This is a genomic window from Pseudolabrys sp. Root1462, from assembly GCF_001426945.1.
Lineage (GTDB): Bacteria > Pseudomonadota > Alphaproteobacteria > Rhizobiales > Xanthobacteraceae > Pseudolabrys.
Window position 1 is genome coordinate 1,562,592 of the sequence record NZ_LMFS01000001.1, and the last position, 19,912, is coordinate 1,582,503.

The 19,912-nt window shown below is 64.2% G+C and carries 21 protein-coding genes; 15 read left to right on the top strand and 6 right to left on the bottom strand.

Going from position 1 to position 19,912, the window contains the following annotated elements; all coding sequences use genetic code 11:
• The first annotated feature begins 2 nt into the window (after positions 1-2).
• The 6 genes from ASD45_RS07585 to ASD45_RS07610 all read left to right on the top strand — a co-directional run bounded on the left by ASD45_RS07585 (position 3) and on the right by ASD45_RS07610 (position 4,439).
• Complete coding sequence (locus ASD45_RS07585) at positions 3-1,244, top strand: cysteine desulfurase (RefSeq protein ID WP_056910928.1); 1,242 nt, start codon at positions 3-5, stop codon at positions 1,242-1,244.
• A gap of 50 nt (positions 1,245-1,294) precedes the next feature.
• Positions 1,295-1,675, top strand: coding sequence for an SUF system Fe-S cluster assembly protein (locus tag ASD45_RS07590; protein ID WP_244485444.1), 381 nt, complete (start codon positions 1,295-1,297; stop codon positions 1,673-1,675).
• A gap of 5 nt (positions 1,676-1,680) precedes the next feature.
• Positions 1,681-2,097, top strand: a complete 417-nt coding sequence (locus ASD45_RS07595; RefSeq protein WP_056910929.1) for a VOC family protein — start codon at positions 1,681-1,683, stop codon at positions 2,095-2,097.
• A 98-nt stretch (positions 2,098-2,195) separates the two neighbouring features.
• Positions 2,196-2,585, top strand: a complete 390-nt coding sequence (sufA, locus tag ASD45_RS07600; protein ID WP_056910930.1) for a Fe-S cluster assembly scaffold SufA — start codon at positions 2,196-2,198, stop codon at positions 2,583-2,585.
• Positions 2,586-2,599: 14 nt separating this feature from the next.
• On the top strand, positions 2,600-3,079 hold the full coding sequence (locus ASD45_RS07605) for a TfoX/Sxy family protein (RefSeq protein WP_056910931.1): 480 nt from the start codon (positions 2,600-2,602) through the stop codon (positions 3,077-3,079).
• A gap of 73 nt (positions 3,080-3,152) precedes the next feature.
• Complete coding sequence (locus ASD45_RS07610) at positions 3,153-4,439, top strand: hypothetical protein (RefSeq protein ID WP_156380753.1); 1,287 nt, start codon at positions 3,153-3,155, stop codon at positions 4,437-4,439.
• A 21-nt stretch (positions 4,440-4,460) separates the two neighbouring features.
• Here ASD45_RS07610 and ASD45_RS07615 read toward each other — a convergent pair whose 3' ends face one another.
• Both ASD45_RS07615 and ASD45_RS07620 read right to left on the bottom strand, forming a co-directional pair.
• Positions 4,461-5,525 carry a GGDEF domain-containing protein gene (locus ASD45_RS07615; protein ID WP_056910933.1) on the bottom strand — a complete coding sequence of 355 codons (1,065 nt, stop codon included), beginning with the start codon at positions 5,523-5,525 and terminating at the stop codon, positions 4,461-4,463.
• 175 nt (positions 5,526-5,700) lie between these two features.
• Entirely contained in the window at positions 5,701-7,104 is a 1,404-nt protein-coding gene (locus tag ASD45_RS07620) for a DEAD/DEAH box helicase (RefSeq protein WP_056910934.1), read from the bottom strand.
• 217 nt (positions 7,105-7,321) lie between these two features.
• Here ASD45_RS07620 and ASD45_RS07625 point away from each other — a divergent pair, with 217 nt between their 5' ends.
• The 3 genes from ASD45_RS07625 (at position 7,322) to ASD45_RS07635 (ending at position 9,135) form a co-directional block, all read left to right on the top strand.
• Positions 7,322-8,023 carry an alpha/beta fold hydrolase gene (locus ASD45_RS07625; RefSeq protein WP_056910935.1) on the top strand — a complete coding sequence of 234 codons (702 nt, stop codon included), beginning with the start codon at positions 7,322-7,324 and terminating at the stop codon, positions 8,021-8,023.
• On the top strand, positions 7,992-8,510 hold the full coding sequence (locus ASD45_RS07630) for an isoprenylcysteine carboxylmethyltransferase family protein (RefSeq protein ID WP_082540939.1): 519 nt from the start codon (positions 7,992-7,994) through the stop codon (positions 8,508-8,510). The genes ASD45_RS07625 and ASD45_RS07630 overlap by 32 nt, the downstream gene beginning before the upstream one ends.
• A 109-nt stretch (positions 8,511-8,619) precedes the next feature.
• The gene (locus ASD45_RS07635) at positions 8,620-9,135 is read left to right on the top strand and encodes a hypothetical protein (RefSeq protein ID WP_156380754.1); all 516 of its coding nucleotides are present in this window, start codon (positions 8,620-8,622) and stop codon (positions 9,133-9,135) included.
• A gap of 113 nt (positions 9,136-9,248) precedes the next feature.
• On the opposite strand, the gene parE is transcribed toward ASD45_RS07635, so the two are convergent.
• Positions 9,249-11,318 (bottom strand): DNA topoisomerase IV subunit B, encoded by a 2,070-nt coding sequence (gene parE, locus ASD45_RS07640; protein WP_056910938.1) that lies wholly within the window; start codon positions 11,316-11,318, stop codon positions 9,249-9,251.
• Positions 11,319-11,522: 204 nt separating this feature from the next.
• Here parE and ASD45_RS07645 point away from each other — a divergent pair, with 204 nt between their 5' ends.
• The 4 genes from ASD45_RS07645 (at position 11,523) to ASD45_RS07660 (ending at position 16,247) form a co-directional block, all read left to right on the top strand.
• Positions 11,523-12,053, top strand: coding sequence for a DedA family protein (locus ASD45_RS07645; protein ID WP_056910939.1), 531 nt, complete (start codon positions 11,523-11,525; stop codon positions 12,051-12,053).
• A gap of 160 nt (positions 12,054-12,213) precedes the next feature.
• Positions 12,214-13,203, top strand: a complete 990-nt coding sequence (locus ASD45_RS07650) for an MBL fold metallo-hydrolase (protein ID WP_056910940.1) — start codon at positions 12,214-12,216, stop codon at positions 13,201-13,203.
• 327 nt (positions 13,204-13,530) lie between these two features.
• The gene (gene argC, locus ASD45_RS07655) at positions 13,531-14,589 is read left to right on the top strand and encodes an N-acetyl-gamma-glutamyl-phosphate reductase (protein WP_056910941.1); all 1,059 of its coding nucleotides are present in this window, start codon (positions 13,531-13,533) and stop codon (positions 14,587-14,589) included.
• A gap of 47 nt (positions 14,590-14,636) precedes the next feature.
• Complete coding sequence (locus ASD45_RS07660) at positions 14,637-16,247, top strand: isovaleryl-CoA dehydrogenase (protein ID WP_082540707.1); 1,611 nt, start codon at positions 14,637-14,639, stop codon at positions 16,245-16,247.
• Positions 16,248-16,251: 4 nt separating this feature from the next.
• Here the strand turns inward: ASD45_RS07660 and ASD45_RS07665 are convergent, their stop codons facing one another.
• Together ASD45_RS07665 and ASD45_RS07670 are read right to left on the bottom strand one after the other, a co-directional pair.
• Positions 16,252-16,650, bottom strand: coding sequence for an MAPEG family protein (locus ASD45_RS07665; protein ID WP_056910943.1), 399 nt, complete (start codon positions 16,648-16,650; stop codon positions 16,252-16,254).
• A 141-nt stretch (positions 16,651-16,791) separates the two neighbouring features.
• The gene (locus ASD45_RS07670; protein WP_056910944.1) at positions 16,792-17,979 is read right to left on the bottom strand and encodes an alpha/beta fold hydrolase; all 1,188 of its coding nucleotides are present in this window, start codon (positions 17,977-17,979) and stop codon (positions 16,792-16,794) included.
• Positions 17,980-18,117: 138 nt separating this feature from the next.
• Here ASD45_RS07670 and ASD45_RS07675 point away from each other — a divergent pair, with 138 nt between their 5' ends.
• Together ASD45_RS07675 and mddA are read left to right on the top strand one after the other, a co-directional pair.
• Positions 18,118-18,345: a hypothetical protein gene (locus ASD45_RS07675; RefSeq protein WP_056910945.1), complete on the top strand. Its 228-nt coding sequence runs from the start codon at positions 18,118-18,120 to the stop codon at positions 18,343-18,345.
• A gap of 34 nt (positions 18,346-18,379) precedes the next feature.
• Positions 18,380-19,147, top strand: a complete 768-nt coding sequence (gene mddA / locus ASD45_RS07680) for a methanethiol S-methyltransferase (protein ID WP_056910946.1) — start codon at positions 18,380-18,382, stop codon at positions 19,145-19,147.
• Here the strand turns inward: mddA and ASD45_RS07685 are convergent.
• Positions 19,122-19,901: a sulfite exporter TauE/SafE family protein gene (locus ASD45_RS07685; protein ID WP_056910947.1), complete on the bottom strand. Its 780-nt coding sequence runs from the start codon at positions 19,899-19,901 to the stop codon at positions 19,122-19,124. The two genes, mddA and ASD45_RS07685, sit on opposite strands and share 26 nt — an antisense overlap.
• Positions 19,902-19,912: the final 11 nt, after the last annotated feature.

The window sequence follows — 19,912 nt, forward strand, 5'->3', positions numbered from 1 at the left end:
ACATGCACGCAGCCATCGCCGGCGGCGACTACGACGTCGACAAGATTCGCGCCGATTTCCCGGCACTGGCGATGCAGGTTTATGGCAAGCCGCTGGTCTATCTCGATAACGCCGCCTCGGCGCAGAAACCGCAGGCCGTGCTCGATCGCCTGATGAAGGCCTATACGCGCGAATACGCCAACGTGCATCGCGGCCTGCATTACCTCGCCAACGAAGCGACCGAGGCCTATGAGGACGCACGCGAGAAGGTCGCTACCTTCATCAATGCGCCGCGCAAAGAGGAGATCATCTTCACGCGCAATGCCACGGAGGCGATCAACCTCGTGGCGTCGAGCTTCGGCGCGGGCCGGATCGGCGAGGGCGACGAGATCGTCATCTCGATCATGGAGCACCACTCCAATATCGTGCCGTGGCATTTCTATCGTGAGCGCCACGGCGCGGTGCTCAAGTTCGCGCCGGTCGATCAGGACGGCAATTTCCTGCTCGACGAATTCGAGAAGCTGCTCACCCCGCGCACCAAGTTAGTGGCGATGACGCAGATGTCGAACGCCCTTGGCACCGTGGTGCCGGTGAAGGATGTCATTCGTATCGCCCACGCTCGCGGCATCCCGGTGCTGGTCGATGGCGCGCAGAGCTCCGTGCACATGGATATCGATGTGCAGGATCTCGATTGCGATTTCTTCGTTCTGACCGGCCACAAGTTGTACGGCCCGACGGGCATCGGCGCGCTGTATGGCAAGACCAAGCATCTCGAAGCGATGCGGCCGTATAATGGTGGCGGCGAGATGATCCGTGAGGTGTTCGAGGACCGCGTCACCTATGGCGAGCCGCCGCACAAGTTCGAGGCCGGCACGCCGGCCATTGTCCAGGCGATCGGCTTGGGCGCCGCGCTCGATTACATCCAGTCGGTCGGCAAGGATCGCATTCGCGCGCATGAGGCTGAACTCGTCAAATACGCTCACGAGAAGCTGGGTGCGATCAATTCGCTGCGCATCATTGGTACGGCCAGAGACAAGGGCCCGATCGTCTCCTTCGAAATGAAGGGCGCGCATGCCCACGATATCGCCACCGTGATCGACCGTTCCGGCGTCGCCGTTCGTGCCGGCACCCATTGCACCATGCCGCTCCTGGCGCGGTTCGGCGTCACCGCCACCTGCCGCGCCTCATTCGGCATGTACAACACCAAAGCCGAGGTCGATGTCCTGGCCTCTGCCCTGATCAAGGCTCAGGAGTTTTTCGCGTGACCGAGAATCCGACAGACGATGACGTCCAGCAGGCTGCCGCGGCGACGGCGGTGGCCGAGAGAGCTCCGGAGATCAGTGAGCCGAACGCTGCCGTGTCCGGCGCCTCGGCGCTGCCGCAGGAAGAGCTCAACCGGCTGACCGACGAGATCATCGCCGGCATCAAGACGGTCTACGATCCCGAAATTCCGGCCGACATCTATGAACTCGGCCTGATCTACAAGATCGACATCGGCGACGACCGCACGGTGAAGGTCGATATGTCGCTGACCTCGCCGAACTGCCCGTCGGCGCAGGAACTGCCGATCATGGTGGAGAACGCCGTCTCGGCAGTGCCCGGCGTCAAGGAAACCAAGGTTGCCGTCGTCTGGGATCCGCCGTGGGATCCAAGCCGCATGTCGGACGAGGCGCGTCTGGTCCTAAATATGTGGTAACTCGAATGCCTAAACTGGCTCGCGTGCTCGAAACCTGCTTGTACGTCGACGACCTCGAGCGTGCGTCCCGATTCTACGAAGAGGTGCTCGATCTGCCGCGGATCGGTGGTGATGACAGCCGCTTCTGCGCCTACGACGTCGGCGGCCAGAGCGTATTGCTGCTGTTTCGCCGCAGCGGTACCCTTGAGGCGGTGGATCTCCCCGGCGGCACGATTCCGCCGCACGACGGCCGGGGCCCATTGCATTTCGCCTTCGCGGTCGATGCTGACGAACTACCGGCGTGGGAGCGGCGCCTGAGCGAGCGCGGCGTCGCGCTTGAAGGCGACGTGGACTGGCCGCGCGGCGGCCGCAGCATTTATTTCCGCGACCCGGACGCCCATGTGATCGAACTGGCGACGCCGGGCTTGTGGACGACCTACTGACGGAGCGCGGCGGTTAAGGACTTAAAGACGGCAAAGCCGTCATTATCTACAGGTTGCGATCCGCCGGGTCTTGCCCCCGGCTGGAAAAGGAGAGCGGAATGGCCACTGCACGACCGAGACCCCAGGTGATGCGGCTGACGGAAGCCGCTGCCGATCGCATCAAGGCTGTCATGGCGAAAGCCGACAAGCCGGTCGCCGGCCTGCGCGTCGGCGTCAAGAACGGGGGCTGCGCCGGCATGGAATACACCATGGAGTATGCCGACGCGGTGAAGCCGACCGACGAGGTGATCGAGGACAAGGGCGTCAAGATCCTGGTCGATCCGAAGGCCGTGCTGTTCCTGCTCGGCACCGAGATGGACTTCAAGACCGAGAAGTTGTCGTCGCAGTTCGTGTTCAACAATCCGAACCAGACCTCGGCCTGCGGCTGCGGCGAAAGCGTCCAACTCACGCCCGCCCAGTTGTCCGGCGAAGAGAAGACCGCGCACTAAACCGGAGCGGTTCCGTGGAGCGGGACGACCTTGCCGAGCTGTTCTCGTGCTACGGTCCAGTCAGCGTCAAACGCCTGTTTTCCGGCTTCGGCGTCTACGCCGAGGATGTCTGCTTTGCGGTGTTCCTTCGCGGGGAACTGTTTCTCAAGGCCGATCCGTCGTCGGTCGCGCGCTTCGAGGCCGAAGGCTCGACGCCGTTCAGCTATAGCCAGAAGCGAAGCGGCAAGGTCATTCACGTCAATTCGTGGTGGCGCCTGCCGGCGCGGCTCTATGACGAGCCGGACGAACTCGCCGAGTGGACCCGCGCCGCGGTGGCGGTTGCCCATGCCCTGAACGCCAGGAAAAAGTCCGGCAAGCGCAAGACCAAAGCCGGGGCCAAGAAGCCGGTGATCAAAAAACCAGCCGTCAGGAAACGGGCGACGGCAAAATCCAACCAAAAAAAATCCGGCAGGGCTAGAACCGCGCCGCGAAAACTCAACAGGAAGAAGCGCTAGGCCGCGCCCCCGCGTCTTGACTCAACTCCGGCTTTGCCGACGAATGAGGTCGGTTGCAGGGGCAGGGGAAGTCATGACGTCGCGTTGGGTTGTGGGGGCCTGCGCCCGAATTTTGTGTCTTCTGCTCTTGGCCGTCGCGGTTCCGCTCGCAGGCGCCGCGCGCGCCGAACCCAAGGGCGGCGCGCCGAAAAGCGCCAGCGCTGCAACCTGTCAGAACGGGAAAACCGACAATCAGAACGGCGGTGACGAAGACGACGGCGGCGATGACGACGACGAGGGCGTACGCTTCGCGGTCGGCGACGGCTGCGGCAAGGTGACGGCCGGCGTCTCTTACACCTATCAGGGCACCAAGCAGACCGCCGGCGTGCCGCGCATCGTCAATCGCAACGGCACGGTGACCCAGAACACCATGTCGCAGTCCGTGACTGCCAGCAGCGGGCTCGAGTACACGCGGCAGACCTCGCTCGGCGAATTCAAGTCCACCATCGCCGGCGAGTGGTCGAAATCGACTGACGATGGCACCACCAACGGCAGTGCCTATTTCACCGGCTGGAGCGTAGGGCTGGGTGGATTGACGGTCGGCTATACCGGTTCACTCATGAGCTTCTGGGAGGGCAATTTCCTCACCAGCGCGAGTTCGCCGGCCCGCTCGGCGACGACCGTCGTATACGAGCAGGCGCTCGACAACGCGAGCAAACTTGCGGTTGGCGTTGAGTCGAACCTGCCGACATCGCCGAATGCCGACACCAATATCTGGGAATTCGATTTCTCGAATCCGATCTACTCGCTACGTTGGCGCCGCGAGACAGAAGCGCTGACGACGCACCTGTCGGGCATCGTGCGCCGCGCCGATTTTTCCAATTCACCAATCCTGCCGCTGCTTCCCAACACGGCGACCGAGCGGACCGGTTGGGCGGCCTCGTTCGGCCTCAAGGTGCCGACGAAATTCATCGCCGACGGCGACGAAGTGAGCTTCCAGGCGACATACGCCGTCGATGCCTCGTCCTATCTCGGCACCACCAACGATCTCGTGGTTTACCAGAGCATCGTGCGGTCGATCGGTCCCACCGAAGGCTGGAGTGCGGTCGCATCGTATCACCATGAGTGGTCGGACGCGTTCGAATCCAATGTCTTTGCCAGCTTCGTCTCGGTGAAAGCCGATCTGCTGCTCGCCAAGCCGGAAAGCGAGACGTTCCGGACGGCCGTCAACCTGTACTGGAAGCCGGTCCAGCATCTGAAGTTCGGCGTCGAGCTTGGCTATGTCGATATCGCGATTACGCCGAACGGGGTGGGCGGCTATTTCAACGGCAACAGCGGCCGCGCCTATATCGGCACGTTCTCGGTGTCGGCGGAATTGTAGGCGGGCAGGGACGACGCTCGCTCAGGCGACCTGCATGGCTTCGTCCGGCGTCAGTTCCGGATCGCTCTCGCAGATCACCCGGTTGCGGCCATTGCGCTTGGCGGCATAAAGGCAGGCATCGGCGCGGTCGATCAGCGTCGCGGCGGTGTCGCTCGGCTGGAGGGATGCAACGCCGATCGAGATGGTGACGCGACCGAGATGTTCGCCGGTGGAGCGCTTCATCAGTTCCTTGGTCATCACCGCGCGGCGGATGTGGTCAGCCACGGTGATGGCGGAGCGCAAAGCGGTGTTCGGCAGGATCACGGCGAATTCCTCGCCGCCGTAACGCGCCGCGGTGTCCTGGCCTTTGACGTTCTGTTTCACCGACATGGCGACCAGACGCAGCACTTGGTCGCCGGTGAGATGGCCGAAGGTGTCGTTGAACTTCTTGAAGTGGTCGATATCGGTCAGCATCAGCGCCAGCGGCTCGTTGCTCTCGCGGGCGAGAGCGAGGGCTTCATCGAGCGTCGTGTCGAAGAACTTGCGGTTGGCGAGTTGCGTCAGCGGGTCGGTCAGGCTCTCGGTACGAACCGCTTCGAGGTTGACCTGAAGCTCGTTGATTTCCTGCTTGGAGGCGCTGAGGCGCTCTTCCAGCTTCTGGTTCGACTCTTCCATCTCCTTGGCGGTCGCCACCAGTCCCTCGACGATGGCGCGCAGCCCCTCGCGATCGGAGGCGCCGATCTTCTCGCTCATGCCAGCGAGGCTCTCGGTATAGCTTGAGGCGCTGCCGGCGGCGGCGTCGATCATCGCCATCACCTGTTCGATCTCGCCCATGACCTTGGAGCCGACCGTGTCGATGCGCTCGGTCAGGCGGTTCGGAGCCAGGAATGTTTCATAAATGCTGTCGAGATCGGCGTCAGACAAGGTGCCGTGCTCGCTCAGCGTCTCGTTGATCTTCTGATTGAGCGAGGGGTGATAGCCGGTGGCGTACGAGTACCAGATCTCGTAATTGCGCGGAGTCGCAGCCTGACGCAGCGCCTTGATCTGGCCGAGCGCGATGTCGCAGAACGCCATCGTGCGTTCATGTTCGTCGCTTTCGCCACTCATCGCGAAACAACCCCCTGGAGGCAGCTCTGCCCGTGGGTTTCCAGCCGCGCGCCAACATGGCCCGCGCTACGTCCCCGGCGAGAACGGTATTCCAGGTATATGAATGGTGAGTAAATGCGGAACTGGTTGCAGCGGCAAAATTGCCACCGTAACGCGCGACGTTACGATGTTACTCTTAAGCCTTGATATTGACGGGCCGAAGCAGGAACGCCGGCAGGTGACTGGTATCCGGCTCGACGTTCTCTCGCGGCGCCCGCTCTCGATAAGGTTGTGGGTCGCGCTGCCGTACCGGGGCCGGAACCGGGGCCTCGGCACGGGGTGAAGCCTGCTCGCGCCGCTGCTGCGGTTCGCGCGGACGGGACTCCTGCGGACGCTGACCGCGCGGCTGACGGCTGCGACCGCCGCGGCCGCGTTCACCTTGGCGGGCGGGGCGTTCGCCCGGCTCACCGGCGGCCACCGGCTCTCCCATCCATGGAATGGTTGTGCCCATCAGCTTCTCGATGGCCGCCACCGACTTGGTGTCGAACGGCGCCACCAGCGAGATCGCGGTACCGGTGAGACCGGCGCGGCCAGTGCGGCCGATGCGGTGGACGTAGTCATCGGGGTGATGCGGCACGTCGTAGTTGAAGACATGGCTCACGGCCGGAATGTCCAGGCCACGCGCCGCGACATCGGACGCGATCAGCAGCTTGGCCTCGCCCTTGCGGAAGGCATCGAGCGCGGCCGTCCGGGTCGTCTGGTCGAGATCGCCATGCAGCGCCACGGCGTTGTAGCCGTGCTTGACCAGCGATTTATGCAGCGCCGCGACTTCGAGCTTGCGGTTGCAGAAAATGATGGCGTTCTTGAAGTCTTCGGCGCTGTCGATGAGATGGCGCAGGGTGGCGCGCTTCTCGTAGTCCTCGCGGCCGGTCGCGACCTGAAGCTGTGTGATGGTGGTTGCGGCAGTCGCGGGTTTCGAGACCTCGACGCGCACCGGATTGTGCAGGAAGTTGTCGGCGATGCGCTGGATTTCCGGCGGCATGGTCGCCGTGAAGAACAAAGTCTGACGCGTGAACGGTACGAGTTTGCCGATGCGTTCGATGTCGGGGATGAAGCCCATGTCGAGCATGCGGTCGGCTTCGTCGATAATTAGCAATTCACAACCTGACAGCAGCAGGCGTCCGCGCTCGGAGTGATCGAGCAGGCGGCCCGGGGTCGCGATCAGCACGTCGACGCCGCGGACAAGCTTGGTGTCCTGGTCGCCAAAAGAAACGCCGCCGATCAGAAGGGCGACGTTGAGTTTGGTGTTCTTGCCGTATTTTTCGAAGCTTTCGTAGACCTGGGCGGCGAGTTCGCGGGTCGGCTCGAGGATCAGGGTGCGCGGCATGCGGGCCCGCGCGCGGCCTTTCTCGAGCATGGTGATCATCGGCAGGACGAAAGCGGCGGTCTTGCCGGTGCCGGTCTGCGCGATACCCAGGACATCGCGGCGGGCGAGGACGTGGGGGATGGCCTGGGCCTGGATCGGGGTGGGGGTCTTGTAACCGGCCGCGTCGATCGCGCCCAGAACCTTGTCGGACAAACCGAGATCAGAAAAGCTCATGAAACCTCAAACGGCGATTGATCGCCAAGCGCCGCGCCGGACGTAAAACCAGTTATCAAAACCGGGTACAATGCGCGGGAGCACGGTCGAATCTGATTGTGGCTCGCACCGGCTGCCCGGAACATAGGGAGGACGGGCGCAAAGTCAATCCTTCCGCAGCGCGGTAAGGCTAATTTTGGCTGATTTTTCGGGCTTTTTGCCCTCTGGAGGCTCTGGAATGCCGACTTCACTCCCGCTCGTGCTGGTCCCGGGGCTGCTGTGCAGCGCCCGCCTTTACAGCCCTCAGGTCGAGGGTCTGTGGCCGCTGGGCCCGGTCACGGTGGCCGACCACCGCCGTGACGCTGACATGGCGGCGATCGCCGCGCGAATTCTGGCCGACGCGCCGCCGCGCTTCGCGCTCGCCGGATTGTCGATGGGCGGCTACATCGCCTTCGCCATGCTACGGCTGGCGCCGGAGCGGATCGCCAAACTGGTGCTGCTCGACACCTCGGCACGACCGGACACCGACGAGCAGAAGGTGAACCGGCAGAAGTTCATCACCATGGCCGAGGACGGCAAGCTGATGGATATCGTTGAGATGCTGGCGCCCAAGTTCCTGCACCGGAACCATGCCGGTGACGAGCGGTTGAAGGGTATCGTCCACGCCATGGCCCGCGAGACCGGCAAGGATGCCTTTGTAAGGCAGGAGCGGGCGATCATGGGACGGCCGGACTCACGCGGTCTCCTGGCCTCGACCAAATGCCCGACCTTGGTCATCGTCGGCGACGGCGACGAACTGACGCCGCCCGATCTCGCCCGGGAAATCGCTGCCGGCATTCCGAACGCCAAGCTCACCATTGTGCCGGAATGCGGGCACCTCTCCACCATCGAAAAGCCGGAGCCCGTCAATGCCGCGATGGTTGAATTTCTCAGCCCCTGATGATCCGCTCGCGGCCGATACGGCCGGCGTCATCGCGCCGCCCCCCGTGTTGCTGTTGATCGCGGTGCTGCTCGGTCTCGTCCTCGACTGGCTGCTCCCGGCCTACATGCTCAGCGTCATGCTGTCGTGGGGCACCCGCATCCTGCTCGGTGTCGAACTGATGGCCGCCGGCGTCGCGATGGTGACGATGGCCGAGCGCGCCTTCCGCGCCGCCCACACCGAGGTGAGGCCGTGGCGGCCGTCGACCGCGGTCGTCGTGACGGGCATCTTCGCCTGGTTGCGCAACCCGATGTATGTCGGCGGCACGGTGGCATTGCTCGGTCTCGCCATCCTTCTAGCCTCGGACTGGATGGTGGTGATGGCAGTTGTCACGGCGGTCGTCCTGCATTTCGGGGTGATCAGGCGTGAGGAGCGCTATCTCACCGCGAAGTTCGGCGAGCCTTACGTGCGTTACCTGCAAACGGTGCCGCGTTACGGTTTGCTTTGAGCGTGGCCTGGCTCGCCACAAAAAACCTGCGACTTTGACGTAACGCAGATTGTCGCGACCGGACCGGTTGCTATGCTGCTCAAGGGCAGCGGGGCATCGGGAGTCGGGATTGTTGTTCAAAAGGTTTGCGGTCTGGGGGCTACTGGCCGCAACGCTGTCTGTCATGCCGGCTGTCGCCGCCACCGAGCCCGGGGCCGGCAACGCCGAGCTCGCCCGGCCATCCTTCACCGCCGAACCGGTGTTCCGCGATCTCAACCTGCTAGGCAACTGGGCGCTCGATTGCCGCGCGCCGGCCAGCCCGCAGAATCCGCATGTCGCCACCACAGCGGCTGGCGATGGCCGCGTTGTTGAGACTCACGATGTCGGGCCTGAGTTCGCCAGCAATCTTTATCATTTCGTCGCTGCCCACCGGCTCGACAAGGATTCAGTCGAGGCGCGTGTGTTGTTTCGGCCGGGCCTGGAAGGCGAGGAGGCGCAGACTCTGGTGATGCGGGTCGGCAAGGACGCCAAGGGCGTCGAGACGCGGCGCACGATTTACAATCGCGGCGACGATGGCGTGCGCGTGCGCAACGGCGTGGCGCTGCGGAGCGGATTGAAGACGCCTGTGTTGAGGAGGTGTGGCTGACCTGCCTCGGGGAGACGCGCGCGCGTTAGCGCGCGTCTCGAAGCATGCGGGCGGCCTCGATCCTTCGAGACGCGTTGCTTCGCAACGCTCCTCAGGATGAGGCCGGTCAGGGGTTACACGTCGAGAAGTTCCTCGCTCGCAAACTCCGCCTTCTCCTGAATGAACTCGAAGCGCGCTTCGGCCTTGTTGCCCATCAGCCGCTCCACAGAGCTTGCCGTGGCCTTTTCGTCGCCTTCGGACAGCGTCACCTTGAGCAGGGTGCGCTTGTTCGGGTCCATCGTCGTTTCTTTGAGCTGCGCCGCCATCATCTCACCGAGGCCCTTGAAGCGCGAGACCTCGACCTTGGCATTGGCGTTGAACTCGGTCTTGAGCAGGTGATCCTTGTGCGCCTCGTTGCGCGCATAGGCGATCTTGCCGCCGTGCTGCAGTCGGAACAGTGGCGGTACCGCGAGATAGAGCCGGCCGAGGTCGATCAGCTTCGGCATCTGCCGGTAGAAGAACGTGATCAGCAGTGACGCGATGTGGGCGCCGTCGACGTCGGCGTCGGTCATGATGATGATCTTTTCGTAGCGCAGATCTTTTTCGTGGAAATGCGAACCGGTGCCGCAGCCGAGCGCCTGGATCAGATCGGCGAGCTGCTGGTTCTGCGCCAGCTTGTCCTTGCCGGCGGAGGCCACGTTCAAGATCTTGCCGCGCAGCGGCAGCACGGCCTGGGTGCGGCGGTCGCGCGCCTGTTTGGCCGAGCCGCCGGCCGAGTCGCCTTCGACAATGAACAGTTCGGAGCCTTGCTCGGCCGAGTTGGAGCAGTCGGCCAGCTTGCCGGGCAGGCGCAGCTTTCGAACCGCGCTCTTGCGCGCGACGTCCTTCTCGGCGCGTCGGCGCAGGCGGTCCTCGGCGCGCTCGATGACGAAGTCGAGCAGCTTGTTGGCTTGCAGCGGGTTGCCCGACAGCCAGTGATCGAACGGATCTTTGATCGCGCCTTCGACGATCTTCTGGGCCGCGGCGGTGGCCAGGCGGTCCTTGGTCTGGCCCTGGAATTCCGGCTCGCGGATATAGACCGACAGCATCGAGCCCGAGCCGACCATGACGTCTTCGCTGGTCACGGGCGCAACGCGTTTCTCCTGGCCGATGCGCGCGGCGTGATCCTTGAGGCCGCGGAGCAGGGCGGAGCGCAGGCCCGACTCATGGGTGCCGCCGTCCGGCGTCGGGATCGTGTTGCAGTAGGAGTTGCTGAAGCCGTCGGCATCGGCGGTCCAAGCCACCGCCCATTCGACCGCGCCGTGCTTGCCGCTCTTGCCAGCCGAGCCGGAGAAGATGTCGGGATGCACGAAGGTCGCGCCTTCCAGATTGGTGCGCAGATAGTCGGACAGGCCATTGGCGAAATGGAACGTCGCCTTGTCCGGAATGTCGGTGCCTTCGACCAGCTCGGGAGCGCAGGACCAGCGGATTTCGACGCCGCCATAGAGATAGGCCTTGGAGCGCGCCATCTTGAACACGCGGGCCGGATCGAACGCCGCCTTCTTGCCGAAGATTTCCGGGTCCGGCTTGAAGCGCACGCGGGTGCCGCGCTTGTTCGGCGCGCGCCCGACCTTCTCGAGCTTGCCCTTCGGCTTGCCGCGCTCGAACACCATGCGGTACTGGGTCTGCTCGCGCCAAACATCGACTTCCAGCCGCTCCGAGAGCGCGTTGGTGACCGAGACGCCGACGCCGTGCAGACCGCCCGACGTCTCATAGACCTCCGAGTCGAATTTGCCGCCGGCGTGCAGCGTGCACATGATCACTTCCAGCGCCGACTTGTTCTTGAACTTGGGGTGGTTATCGACCGGCATGCCGCGGCCGTTGTCGGTGATGGCAATGAAACCATCGGCATCGAGTTCGACCTCGATCCAATCGGCGTGGCCGGCCAGCGCCTCGTCCATCGAGTTATCGATGACTTCGGCGAACAGGTGGTGCAGCGCCTTCTCGTCGGTGCCGCCGATATACATGCCGGGGCGGCGGCGCACGGGTTCCAGGCCTTCGAGAACCTCGATGTGCTTGGCGCTATAGCCTTCCTCGCCACCGCTGGCTTTCGAGGCCTTCCGCGCGCTGTCCTTGGGCGCGGGGCGGGAGGCCGCCTGCCGGGCGGGGGCGGCGAACAGGTCGTCCTGCTTGCCGGCTTTCTTGGTCGTCGCGGATTTTGCCATAGTTACAAGAGGTTCTCTCTAGGACTTCAAACGATGATTGAGGAAGATCGAACCCGACAGGTATGGTGTCGGCGAATCGTTTGCCACTGACTATGCCATGATCGAGCCGAAACCGAGACCGCCGGCCCCTGGCGTGGTTGGCGCCTTGTTCGGGCTTCTTGCCGCACTGGCGGGTTCCGGGGGCGTGAGCTAGATCGGAATCGAATGGATTTCCAGGCCACGATCGAACACATCATCGCCTTCACGCGCGAGCACGCGGCCTGGGCGCCGCCGATAATGTTCGCGCTCGCCTTCGGTGAATCGCTCGCCTTCATCTCGCTGCTGCTGCCGGCCTGGGGCGCGCTGGTCGCGCTCGGGGCGCTGGTTGGCTCGAGCGGCATCAGTTTCTGGCCGGTCTGGATTGCAGCCGCCCTCGGCGCCGCGCTCGGCGACTGGCTGTCCTACTGGATAGGCTGCAAGCTCGAATATCGCGTGCAGCACATCTGGCCGCTGTCGCGGCATCCCGATCTTATTCCGCGCGGCGAGCGCTTCATGAAGAAGTGGGGTGTGCCGGGGATTTTCATCGGCCGGTTCTTCGGACCGTTGCGCGCGTCGGTGCCGCTCATCGCCGGCATCTTCGAGATGCCGTTCTGGACGTTCCAACTGGCCAATTTCGCGTCGGCCTTTGTCTGGGCGGCAGTGTTGTTGACGCTTGGCGACGGCGTGTCGCGCCTGCTGGCGATGTGGCCCTGGTAAGCGAAAACATGGCGGGTCTGTGACCGCCGAACGCGGCAGCAATCACATTCATTTTGAATAACAGCGCCACCTCCGGCGTTATTGTCACGCATCGGGCCGACGAGCGGGCCCGTGCGAGCAGGCCGGCAATCAGAAGCCGTGGGCCCATGGAGACTGAAACATGCACATTTCTCGACGCAATCTATTCGCGACGGCTGCCGCCGCGGGTGCCGCATCCGCGCTCGCGCCGCTCGTTGCAATGCCGGTTTTGGCGGCGCCGCCGCCGGAGCCCATCAAGAGCACCGGCGTTTATCGCTACAAGGTCGGCGATTATGAAGTCATCCAGCTTATGGATGGCGCGCGCACCATGCCGATGCCGGACCAGTTCGTGGTCAACGCCAGCAAAGACCAGGCGATCAAGGCCGCGGAAGCGGCCTACATGCCGGATGGCAAGGTGGTCATTCCATTCTCGCCGATGATCATCAACACCGGGTCCAAGCTGATTGCGATCGACACCGGCAACGGCCTCGGCGCCTTTGCCGCCACCAAGGGCGCGGTCGGACAGGCGAGGCAGAACATGGCGGCGGCCGGTATCGATCCGAAGCAGATCGACATCGTCATCATCTCGCATTTCCATGGCGATCATATCGGCGGCCTGAAGAATGCCGATGGTTCACCGGCCTTCCCGAACGCAGAGATCAAGGTGCCGGCGACGGAACTCGCGTTCTGGAGCGACGAGGCCAATGCCAGTAAGGCCAACCCCTTCAATAGGGGGCAATTTCCGGCAGTCAAAAAGATGATGGATGGCATCAAGGTGTCGACCTACGAGGCGGACAAGGAAGTCGCACCGGGCATTACCTCGATTGCGACGCCAGGGCACACGCCGGGGCACACATCCTTCGTCGTCGCCTCGGGATCGAAGAAGATTCTGGTGCAGGTTGACGTCACCAACATCCCATCGCTGTTCCTTCGCCACCCTGACTGGCATGCGCTGTTCGACAATGACGGCGATGTCGCGCAGGCCACCCGGCACAAGATCTACGACATGGCCGCGGCCGAGAAGATGACGGTGGTCGGCTATCACTTCCCGTATCCGTGCGTCGGGCACGTGGAAAAGGACGGGGCGGGGTATCGCCTGATCCCGGTGGCCTGGGACCCGAACGGCGCCTGATCGCGCCGCCCAAAACGAGCAAAGGCCGCCTCACGGGGCGGCCTTTTTGCATTTCACTGCCCCGAATACCGGGATTGACCGGTTCCGTCGCCAGTCCTATATCGCCGCCCATGACGACGATTTGCACCAGCACCGGATCGCGCCGCCGCCGTACCGCCACGGCACGGGCGCGCTTTGGCGTGTAAATCTGTCCCGTGCCGCCGGATTGGCCCGCGGCACCAAGTCCTTCCAGACCGCTTGCCTTCCGACCATTGAAACCGCTTCCTGTCAGGAGCATCCGCATTCTTCCGCCGTTCAGGCGGGGCATGAAGACAAAGGCTTAAGACCATGGCGACAAAGGCAAAGATCGGCGTTCTCGGCGCCTCAGGGTATACCGGTTCAGAACTCGTGCGGATGCTGTTGCGTCACCCGCGCGCTGAGATCGTGCTGCTGACCGCTGAACGCTCCGCCGGCAAGCCGATGCGCGAGGTATTCCCGCAGTTCTCGCCCTATGAGTTGCCGACCCTGGTCGCCATCGAAGGTCTCGACTGGAAGAAGCTGGCGCTCGACGTCGTGTTCTGCGCGCTGCCGCATGCCACGACGCAGAAGGTGCTCAAGGAGCTGCTCAACGCCGCGCCCGACACCAAGGTGGTCGATCTGTCGGCCGACTTCCGTCTGTCGGACACCGCGGCTTACGCCACCTGGTATGGCCACGAGCATCATGCGCCGGAACTGCAGAAGGAAGCGGTCTACGGCCTGGTCGAAATCCACCGGCGGGACATCCGCAAGGCGCGGCTGGTCGCCAACCCCGGCTGCTACACTTCATGCGCCCAGTTGCCGCTGACGCCACTGATCAAGGCCAAGGCCATCGATCTCGACGAGATCGTCATCGACGCCAAGTCGGGCATGACCGGCGCCGGCCGCTCGGCCAAAGAGGCGATGCTGTTCTCGGAAGTGTCGGAAGGCTTCAACGCCTATGGGGTCGGTAAGCATCGGCACATGGCCGAGCTCGACCAGGAGTTCTCGGCGGCGGCGGGTCGGCCGGTGACGGTGAGCTTCACGCCGCATCTGCTGCCGCAGAACCGCGGCATCCTCTCGACCATCTATGTGCGCGGGCGGCGGGGCCGCACGGCGCAGGACCTGCACGAGATCCTGTCGAAGTTCTACGCCAAGGAGCCGTTCGTCCACGTTCTGCCGTTCGGCGAAACGCCGCATACGCGGCATGTGCGCGGCTCGAACATGACCATGATCGGCGTTGTCGGCGACCGCATCGAGGGCCGGGCGATCATCATCTCGGCGCTCGACAACCTGGTGAAGGGCGCTTCGGGTCAGGCGATCCAGAACATGAACCTGATCATGGGCTACCCGGAAACCATGGGCATCGATCAGGTCGCGCTATTTCCCTGAATCGCCACATCGAATAGGGTCGGGCGTCCTTGCCGGGAGGCCCGACCATGTTCGAGGTCGCAAACCAGCCGCCGCCGCTCGAGCCGTATAATCTCTTCGCCAGCGACGCTGTTCTCCGCGAGGCGGTGCGGCGCGAGCAGGCCGAATGGGCCGAAAGCGGGCTCAACGCGCTCGGCGCCACGCTCGGCAAGCCGGAGACCGTGAAACTCGGCTTCGACGCCAACAAGTTCACACCGCAGCTCAAGACCCTCGACCGCTACGGCCATCGGCTCGACGAGGTCGAATTCCATCCGGCCTGGCACGAACTGATGGCGATCGCGCTGCGCGCCGGGCTGCATTCGAGCCCGTGGGCGCACCCGCAGCCGGGCGCCCATGTTGCCCGGGCGGCGGGCACTTACATGCTCAACCAGATCGAGAGCGGGGTCTATTGCCCGGTGGCCATGACCTATGGCGCGGTACCGACCTTGCGCCATTCTCCCGGCGTCGCCGTCGACTGGCTGCCGAAAATTTATGGCCGCGAGTACGACAAACGCTTCATCCCTGCGAAAGAGAAATCCGCGGCTCTGCTCGGCATGGGCATGACGGAGAACCAGGGCGGCTCGGACCTGCGCACCAACACGACGCGCGCGGAGGCGGCGGGCGATGGCTCGTACAGGCTGTTCGGCCACAAATGGTTCATGTCGGCGCCGATGTGCGACGCTTTCCTGGTGCTGGCTCAGACTGAGAAGGGTCTGAGCTGCTTCCTGCTGCCGCGTTTCATGCCGGACGGCGAGCGCAACGCCACCCACATCATCCGCCTCAAGGACAAACTCGGCAACCGCTCCAACGCCTCGAGCGAAGTCGAATTCGTCGGCGCCTTTGCGCAGCTGATCGGTGAGGAGGGACGTGGCATCCCGACGATCATCGAGATGGGCAATCACACCCGGCTCGATTGCGCGATCGGCTCATCGTCGTTGATGCGCGCGGCGGTGGCGCAGGCGGTGCATCATGCTCGCCATCGCACCGTGTTTCAGAAGAAGCTGATCGACCAGCCGCTGATGACCAACGTGCTTGCTGATCTGGCGCTCGAATGCGAGGCGGCGACGACGCTGACCTTCCGCCTGGCGCGCGCCTATGATGAGGATGACGAGGTCGCGACCGTGTTCCGCCGCGTCATCACGCCGGCGGCCAAGTTCTGGATCTGCAAGCGCACGCCGTTCGTCACGCTTGAGGCCATGGAGGTGCTCGGCGGCTCCGGCTACATCGAGGAAAGCGTGATGCCGCGGCTCTATCGCGAGGCGCCGGTCAACTCGATCTGGGAGGGCTCCGGCAATGTCATGTGCCTGGACGTGCTGCGGGCACTTGGACGAACCGCGCATGCGAGCGAAATTCTGCGCGCCGAACTCGCCGGCGCGGGCGATCCGCGCCTCGAGAATTTCGTGGCGTCACTGGAGAAGCGCCTTGGCGGCGCCGAGCGCAATGATGAGGCCCAAGCGCGCGCGCTCACGCGCGATCTGGTGCTGGCATTGCAGGCAGCGCTGCTGATCAGGCATGCACCGGCGTATGTCGCCGATGCCTTCTGTGCGTCGCGCTTAACGGGTGCCGTCGGTGCCTTCGGTACGCTGCCGCCCGCTGCCGACGCGCGCGCCATCGTCGCGCGTGCCGCGTCGCTGCATTGAAGCGTCAGAGCTTGCCGAAGATCGCAAGCACCAGGGCCGCCTGCGCGATGAAGCCGACGCAGAAGGCGAGCGTACGCAGCACCGGCACGCCGAGCGCGTAGACGATGGCATGCGCCAGCCGAGCCCAGAAATAAACGGCGCAGGCGATCACCGTGCCGCGCGACGAATAGCCGATATTGTCGAGGATCAGCACCAGCGGAGCGAACACGACAAGGTTATCGACCGCATTGGTGTGGGCGAAATAAAGCCGCTGAGCCCACGGGGTTTGCGGCTTGTCGTCGCGCGACGGATTGGCGAGCGCGCCCCACAGGCCGCGCACCATGACGCGGTCGAGAATATAGGGGATCCACAGCACCCCGGTCAGGATGACTGTGAAGGTAAGCCACATCAGTTCGCGCGACATCGCAGCCTCCGTGTCCGACTCCGGCACTAGCCGGCGGCGCGGAGCCTAGCCCATCGGCCGCGCCGCGGCCATCGAGGCTTCCGTGACAGGTGGATAAGCCGCGCATGATCGGGGCGCCGCCAAGCGGCTTGTCCGGTCGTGCTACTCGCGCAGGAAGGATTCCAGCTCGGCGAGGAAGCGCGGCCAGGCCGGTTCGCCCGCCAGCAGCACGTGGTTGTCGCTCTCGAGCGTCACGAAGCGCGCGTCGGGGATGGTTGACGCGATCAGGCGTCCTTGCTCCAGCGGTACCACACCATCGTGGCGGCAGTGCAGAACCAGGGTCGGTACGCGCACCTTCGGCAGCAGTGCCACCACGTCGATGTCGTCGCAGGCATTGCGGATGCGGAGGGCGTTTTCGGCGCTCGTGGTGACGCGCTGCAGATCGGCGACCCATTTGATCTGCTCGGGCGAACCGCTCGGGATGAACATTGAGGCGAAAGCGCGCATGAAAGCGGAGTTCTCGTCACCCCAGCCCTGCCGCAACATCGACAGGAACGTCTCGGCCTTTTCAGCTTCGCTCTCGGAGCCGCGCCGTTTGCGCCCCTGGGCATAGGCGCCGAGCAGCACCAGCTTCGAGACGCGTTCCGGGTGGCGGGCGGCATAGTCGATCGCGACGGCGGCGGCCTGCGAGATCCCCAGTACGGCGAAACGCTCGATATTCGCGGCGTTCACGACAGCATCGAAATCCTGTCTGAAGGCCTCGAATGAAATGTCGCTAACGTCGCGGTCCGAAAGCCCGGTGCCGCGACCGTCGTAGCGGATCAGGCGGTGCCGTTCGGCGAGCCAATGTAGAAACGGCTTCCAGGCCGGGCTGTCCCAGTCATGTTCGACGTGTGTCAGCCAGTTGGCCGCTTTGAGCAGTGGCGGCCCGGCGCCGACCGTGGCGCAGGCAATGCTGACCCCGTCAGTACTGCGGCAAAACGAAATTTCCTGTTTCGGTGATGGGGCGGCCCGCTCCGAAACGAAGTCGGGCGGCACGGCGGTTTCCTCAACCGGCATCACAAAGCGGAAGCCTTTGCGGATAACGGTGCGGATGAACTGCTGCCGCTGGCCGTTATCCCCGAGCGCCTTGCGAGCCGCATTGATGCGGCTGTCGAGCGTCGAATCGGAAACGATGCGGCCATCCCAGACGGCGGCGATCAGGTCGTCCTTGCTGACGACGCGACTGCGATTGCGGATCAGATAGACCAGCAGGTCGAAAACCTGCGGTTCGAGCGACACCGGCTCGCCGCGCGCGAAAAGTTCGCGCCGGTCGGGGTCCAAACGGTGATTTTCAAACAAATACGGCATGGCGGCGATTCTACCCCGCGTCCGGGCCGAGCGAAACCAAGTTCTTCTCAAGGGAAAATCAAGCCGGCCCCAAAGCACGCGGGACGGGGATAGCGCATGCCTCTCCCGGAGAACAACTCATGCTGAAAAGGGGCGACCATGCAGAACGAAATGCGGAGCCGTACCGACGACACCATAGACTTCGATCACTACCGTAGCGTTGCGGGCATCCTGCGGCTTAAGGCATCGATCGACATCATGCGCGGCGCGGGTCCGGCGCTTCTGCTGGCCGCCTCCGCAGCCGCGGTGCTGCTCGTGGCTGTCATCACTCTCGGGTCGCCCGATCCGGCGCGCGTCGCCACCGCGGCATCGGCCCAGACCCGCTGATCCCACATCAATTCCAAATTCAAGGAGTGAGGCTATGAGGCATCTTTTGGCATTCCTCTATGGCGTCGCCGCCTATCTGTTGTTCTTCGCCACCTTCAACTATGCGATCGCCTTCATCGCGGGCGTTGGCGTGCCGAAGACCATCGACAGCGGCGAGCAGGGATCACCGTTGGCGGCGATCGTCATCGACATCGCCTTGGTATCGCTGTTTGCAGTTCAGCATAGCGTCATGGCGCGGCGCGGATTCAAGGCATGGTGGACACGATTTATTTCACCGGCGATCGAGCGTTCGACCTATGTGCTGGCGGCGACACTGGCATTGGCGTTCCTGATGTGGCAGTGGCGTCCGTTGCCGGCCGTGGTCTGGCAGGTGAGCGATCCGACTCTCGCAGGGGCGTTGTACGCGCTGGCGGCCTTTGGCTGGTTCGTGGCGCTGTCGAGCACATTCCTGCTCAATCATCTGGAGCTGGTCGGCCTGCATCAGGTGTTCGCCAGCCTGACGCGCAAGCCAATGCCGCAAGCGACGTTCCGCACGCCGCTCTACTACCGACTGGTGCGGCATCCGATCTATGTCGGCTTCATCGTTGCGTTCTGGGTGACGCCGCACATGACAGTCGGACATCTTCTGTTCGCCGCCGCGACCACGGCCTACATCTTCGTCGGCATTGCACTGGAAGAACGCGATCTCATCGCGATGTTCGGCGATGAATATCGCCGCTATCGGGAGCGTGTCGGCATGATCGTGCCGAGGCTGCGCCGGACGCAGCCGCGCCAGGTCAGCCCGTCACCGAGCGGGCAATGACATAGAGTCCGACGACGATGACGATGCCGGAGAACACCCGCGTCAGCGCGTGCTTGTGGCCGGCGAGATGGCGGGCGAGGCGGGTTCCGGCGAACCCGCCCAGCGCGCCGCCGGCAATGAACAGAAAGGCGAGCGGCCAATCGACCAGGCCGGACCACGCGTAGCTCGCCGCGGTGGTGGCCCCGAAAGCGGTAACCGAGACCAGGGAAGAGCCGATGGCGTTGATGAGCGGCATCGCGGTAGCGCCGATCAGTCCCGGAACGATAAGAAAGCCGCCGCCAATGCCGAAGAATCCCGAGAGCGCGCCGACGACGACGCCGCCGCCGATCAGCCAGGGCAGCAGCGTCGCGCGCGTTTCGGCGGTTAGTTTAACGTCCGGGTCGCCGGCGCTTTTGCGCGGCCGCAGCATCAACACGCCGACGACGACCATCAGCGCGCCGAACAGCGACAGCAGGCGCGCGCCATCGACCATCTTGCCGACCTGCGCGCCGATCGCGGCGCCAGCCATACCGGAAACCGCGAAGACAAGGGCGCAGCCCCACTTGACGGTGCGGGCGCGGGCGTGGCCGGCGAGATTGGCGGCGGCGCTCGCCGCGACCGCGATGGCGCTGGTGCCGATCGCGACATGAGGCGATGACACCCCGACCACGTAGACGAGCAGCGGGACGGCGAGGATTGAGCCGCCGCCGCCGATCAGGCCGAGCGTGAAGCCGACGAGGCTGCCGGACGCAATGGCGAGGACGTGCTGCAACATGGCCGCTCCGG

Coding starts and splice junctions, on each gene's coding strand:
- ASD45_RS07585 (WP_056910928.1), top strand. CDS start 3: ATGCACGCAGCCATCGCCGGCGGCGACTACGACGTCGACAAGATTCGC.
- ASD45_RS07595 (WP_056910929.1), top strand. CDS start 1,681: ATGCCTAAACTGGCTCGCGTGCTCGAAACCTGCTTGTACGTCGACGAC.
- sufA (WP_056910930.1), top strand. CDS start 2,196: ATGGCCACTGCACGACCGAGACCCCAGGTGATGCGGCTGACGGAAGCC.
- ASD45_RS07610 (WP_156380753.1), top strand. CDS start 3,153: ATGACGTCGCGTTGGGTTGTGGGGGCCTGCGCCCGAATTTTGTGTCTT.
- ASD45_RS07615 (WP_056910933.1), bottom strand. CDS start 5,525: ATGAGTGGCGAAAGCGACGAACATGAACGCACGATGGCGTTCTGCGAC.
- ASD45_RS07620 (WP_056910934.1), bottom strand. CDS start 7,104: ATGAGCTTTTCTGATCTCGGTTTGTCCGACAAGGTTCTGGGCGCGATC.
- ASD45_RS07625 (WP_056910935.1), top strand. CDS start 7,322: ATGCCGACTTCACTCCCGCTCGTGCTGGTCCCGGGGCTGCTGTGCAGC.
- ASD45_RS07630 (WP_082540939.1), top strand. CDS start 7,992: ATGCCGCGATGGTTGAATTTCTCAGCCCCTGATGATCCGCTCGCGGCC.
- parE (WP_056910938.1), bottom strand. CDS start 11,318: ATGGCAAAATCCGCGACGACCAAGAAAGCCGGCAAGCAGGACGACCTG.
- ASD45_RS07645 (WP_056910939.1), top strand. CDS start 11,523: ATGGATTTCCAGGCCACGATCGAACACATCATCGCCTTCACGCGCGAG.
- ASD45_RS07650 (WP_056910940.1), top strand. CDS start 12,214: ATGCACATTTCTCGACGCAATCTATTCGCGACGGCTGCCGCCGCGGGT.
- argC (WP_056910941.1), top strand. CDS start 13,531: ATGGCGACAAAGGCAAAGATCGGCGTTCTCGGCGCCTCAGGGTATACC.
- ASD45_RS07660 (WP_082540707.1), top strand. CDS start 14,637: ATGTTCGAGGTCGCAAACCAGCCGCCGCCGCTCGAGCCGTATAATCTC.
- ASD45_RS07665 (WP_056910943.1), bottom strand. CDS start 16,650: ATGTCGCGCGAACTGATGTGGCTTACCTTCACAGTCATCCTGACCGGG.
- ASD45_RS07670 (WP_056910944.1), bottom strand. CDS start 17,979: ATGCCGTATTTGTTTGAAAATCACCGTTTGGACCCCGACCGGCGCGAA.
- ASD45_RS07675 (WP_056910945.1), top strand. CDS start 18,118: ATGCAGAACGAAATGCGGAGCCGTACCGACGACACCATAGACTTCGAT.
- mddA (WP_056910946.1), top strand. CDS start 18,380: ATGAGGCATCTTTTGGCATTCCTCTATGGCGTCGCCGCCTATCTGTTG.
- ASD45_RS07685 (WP_056910947.1), bottom strand. CDS start 19,901: ATGTTGCAGCACGTCCTCGCCATTGCGTCCGGCAGCCTCGTCGGCTTC.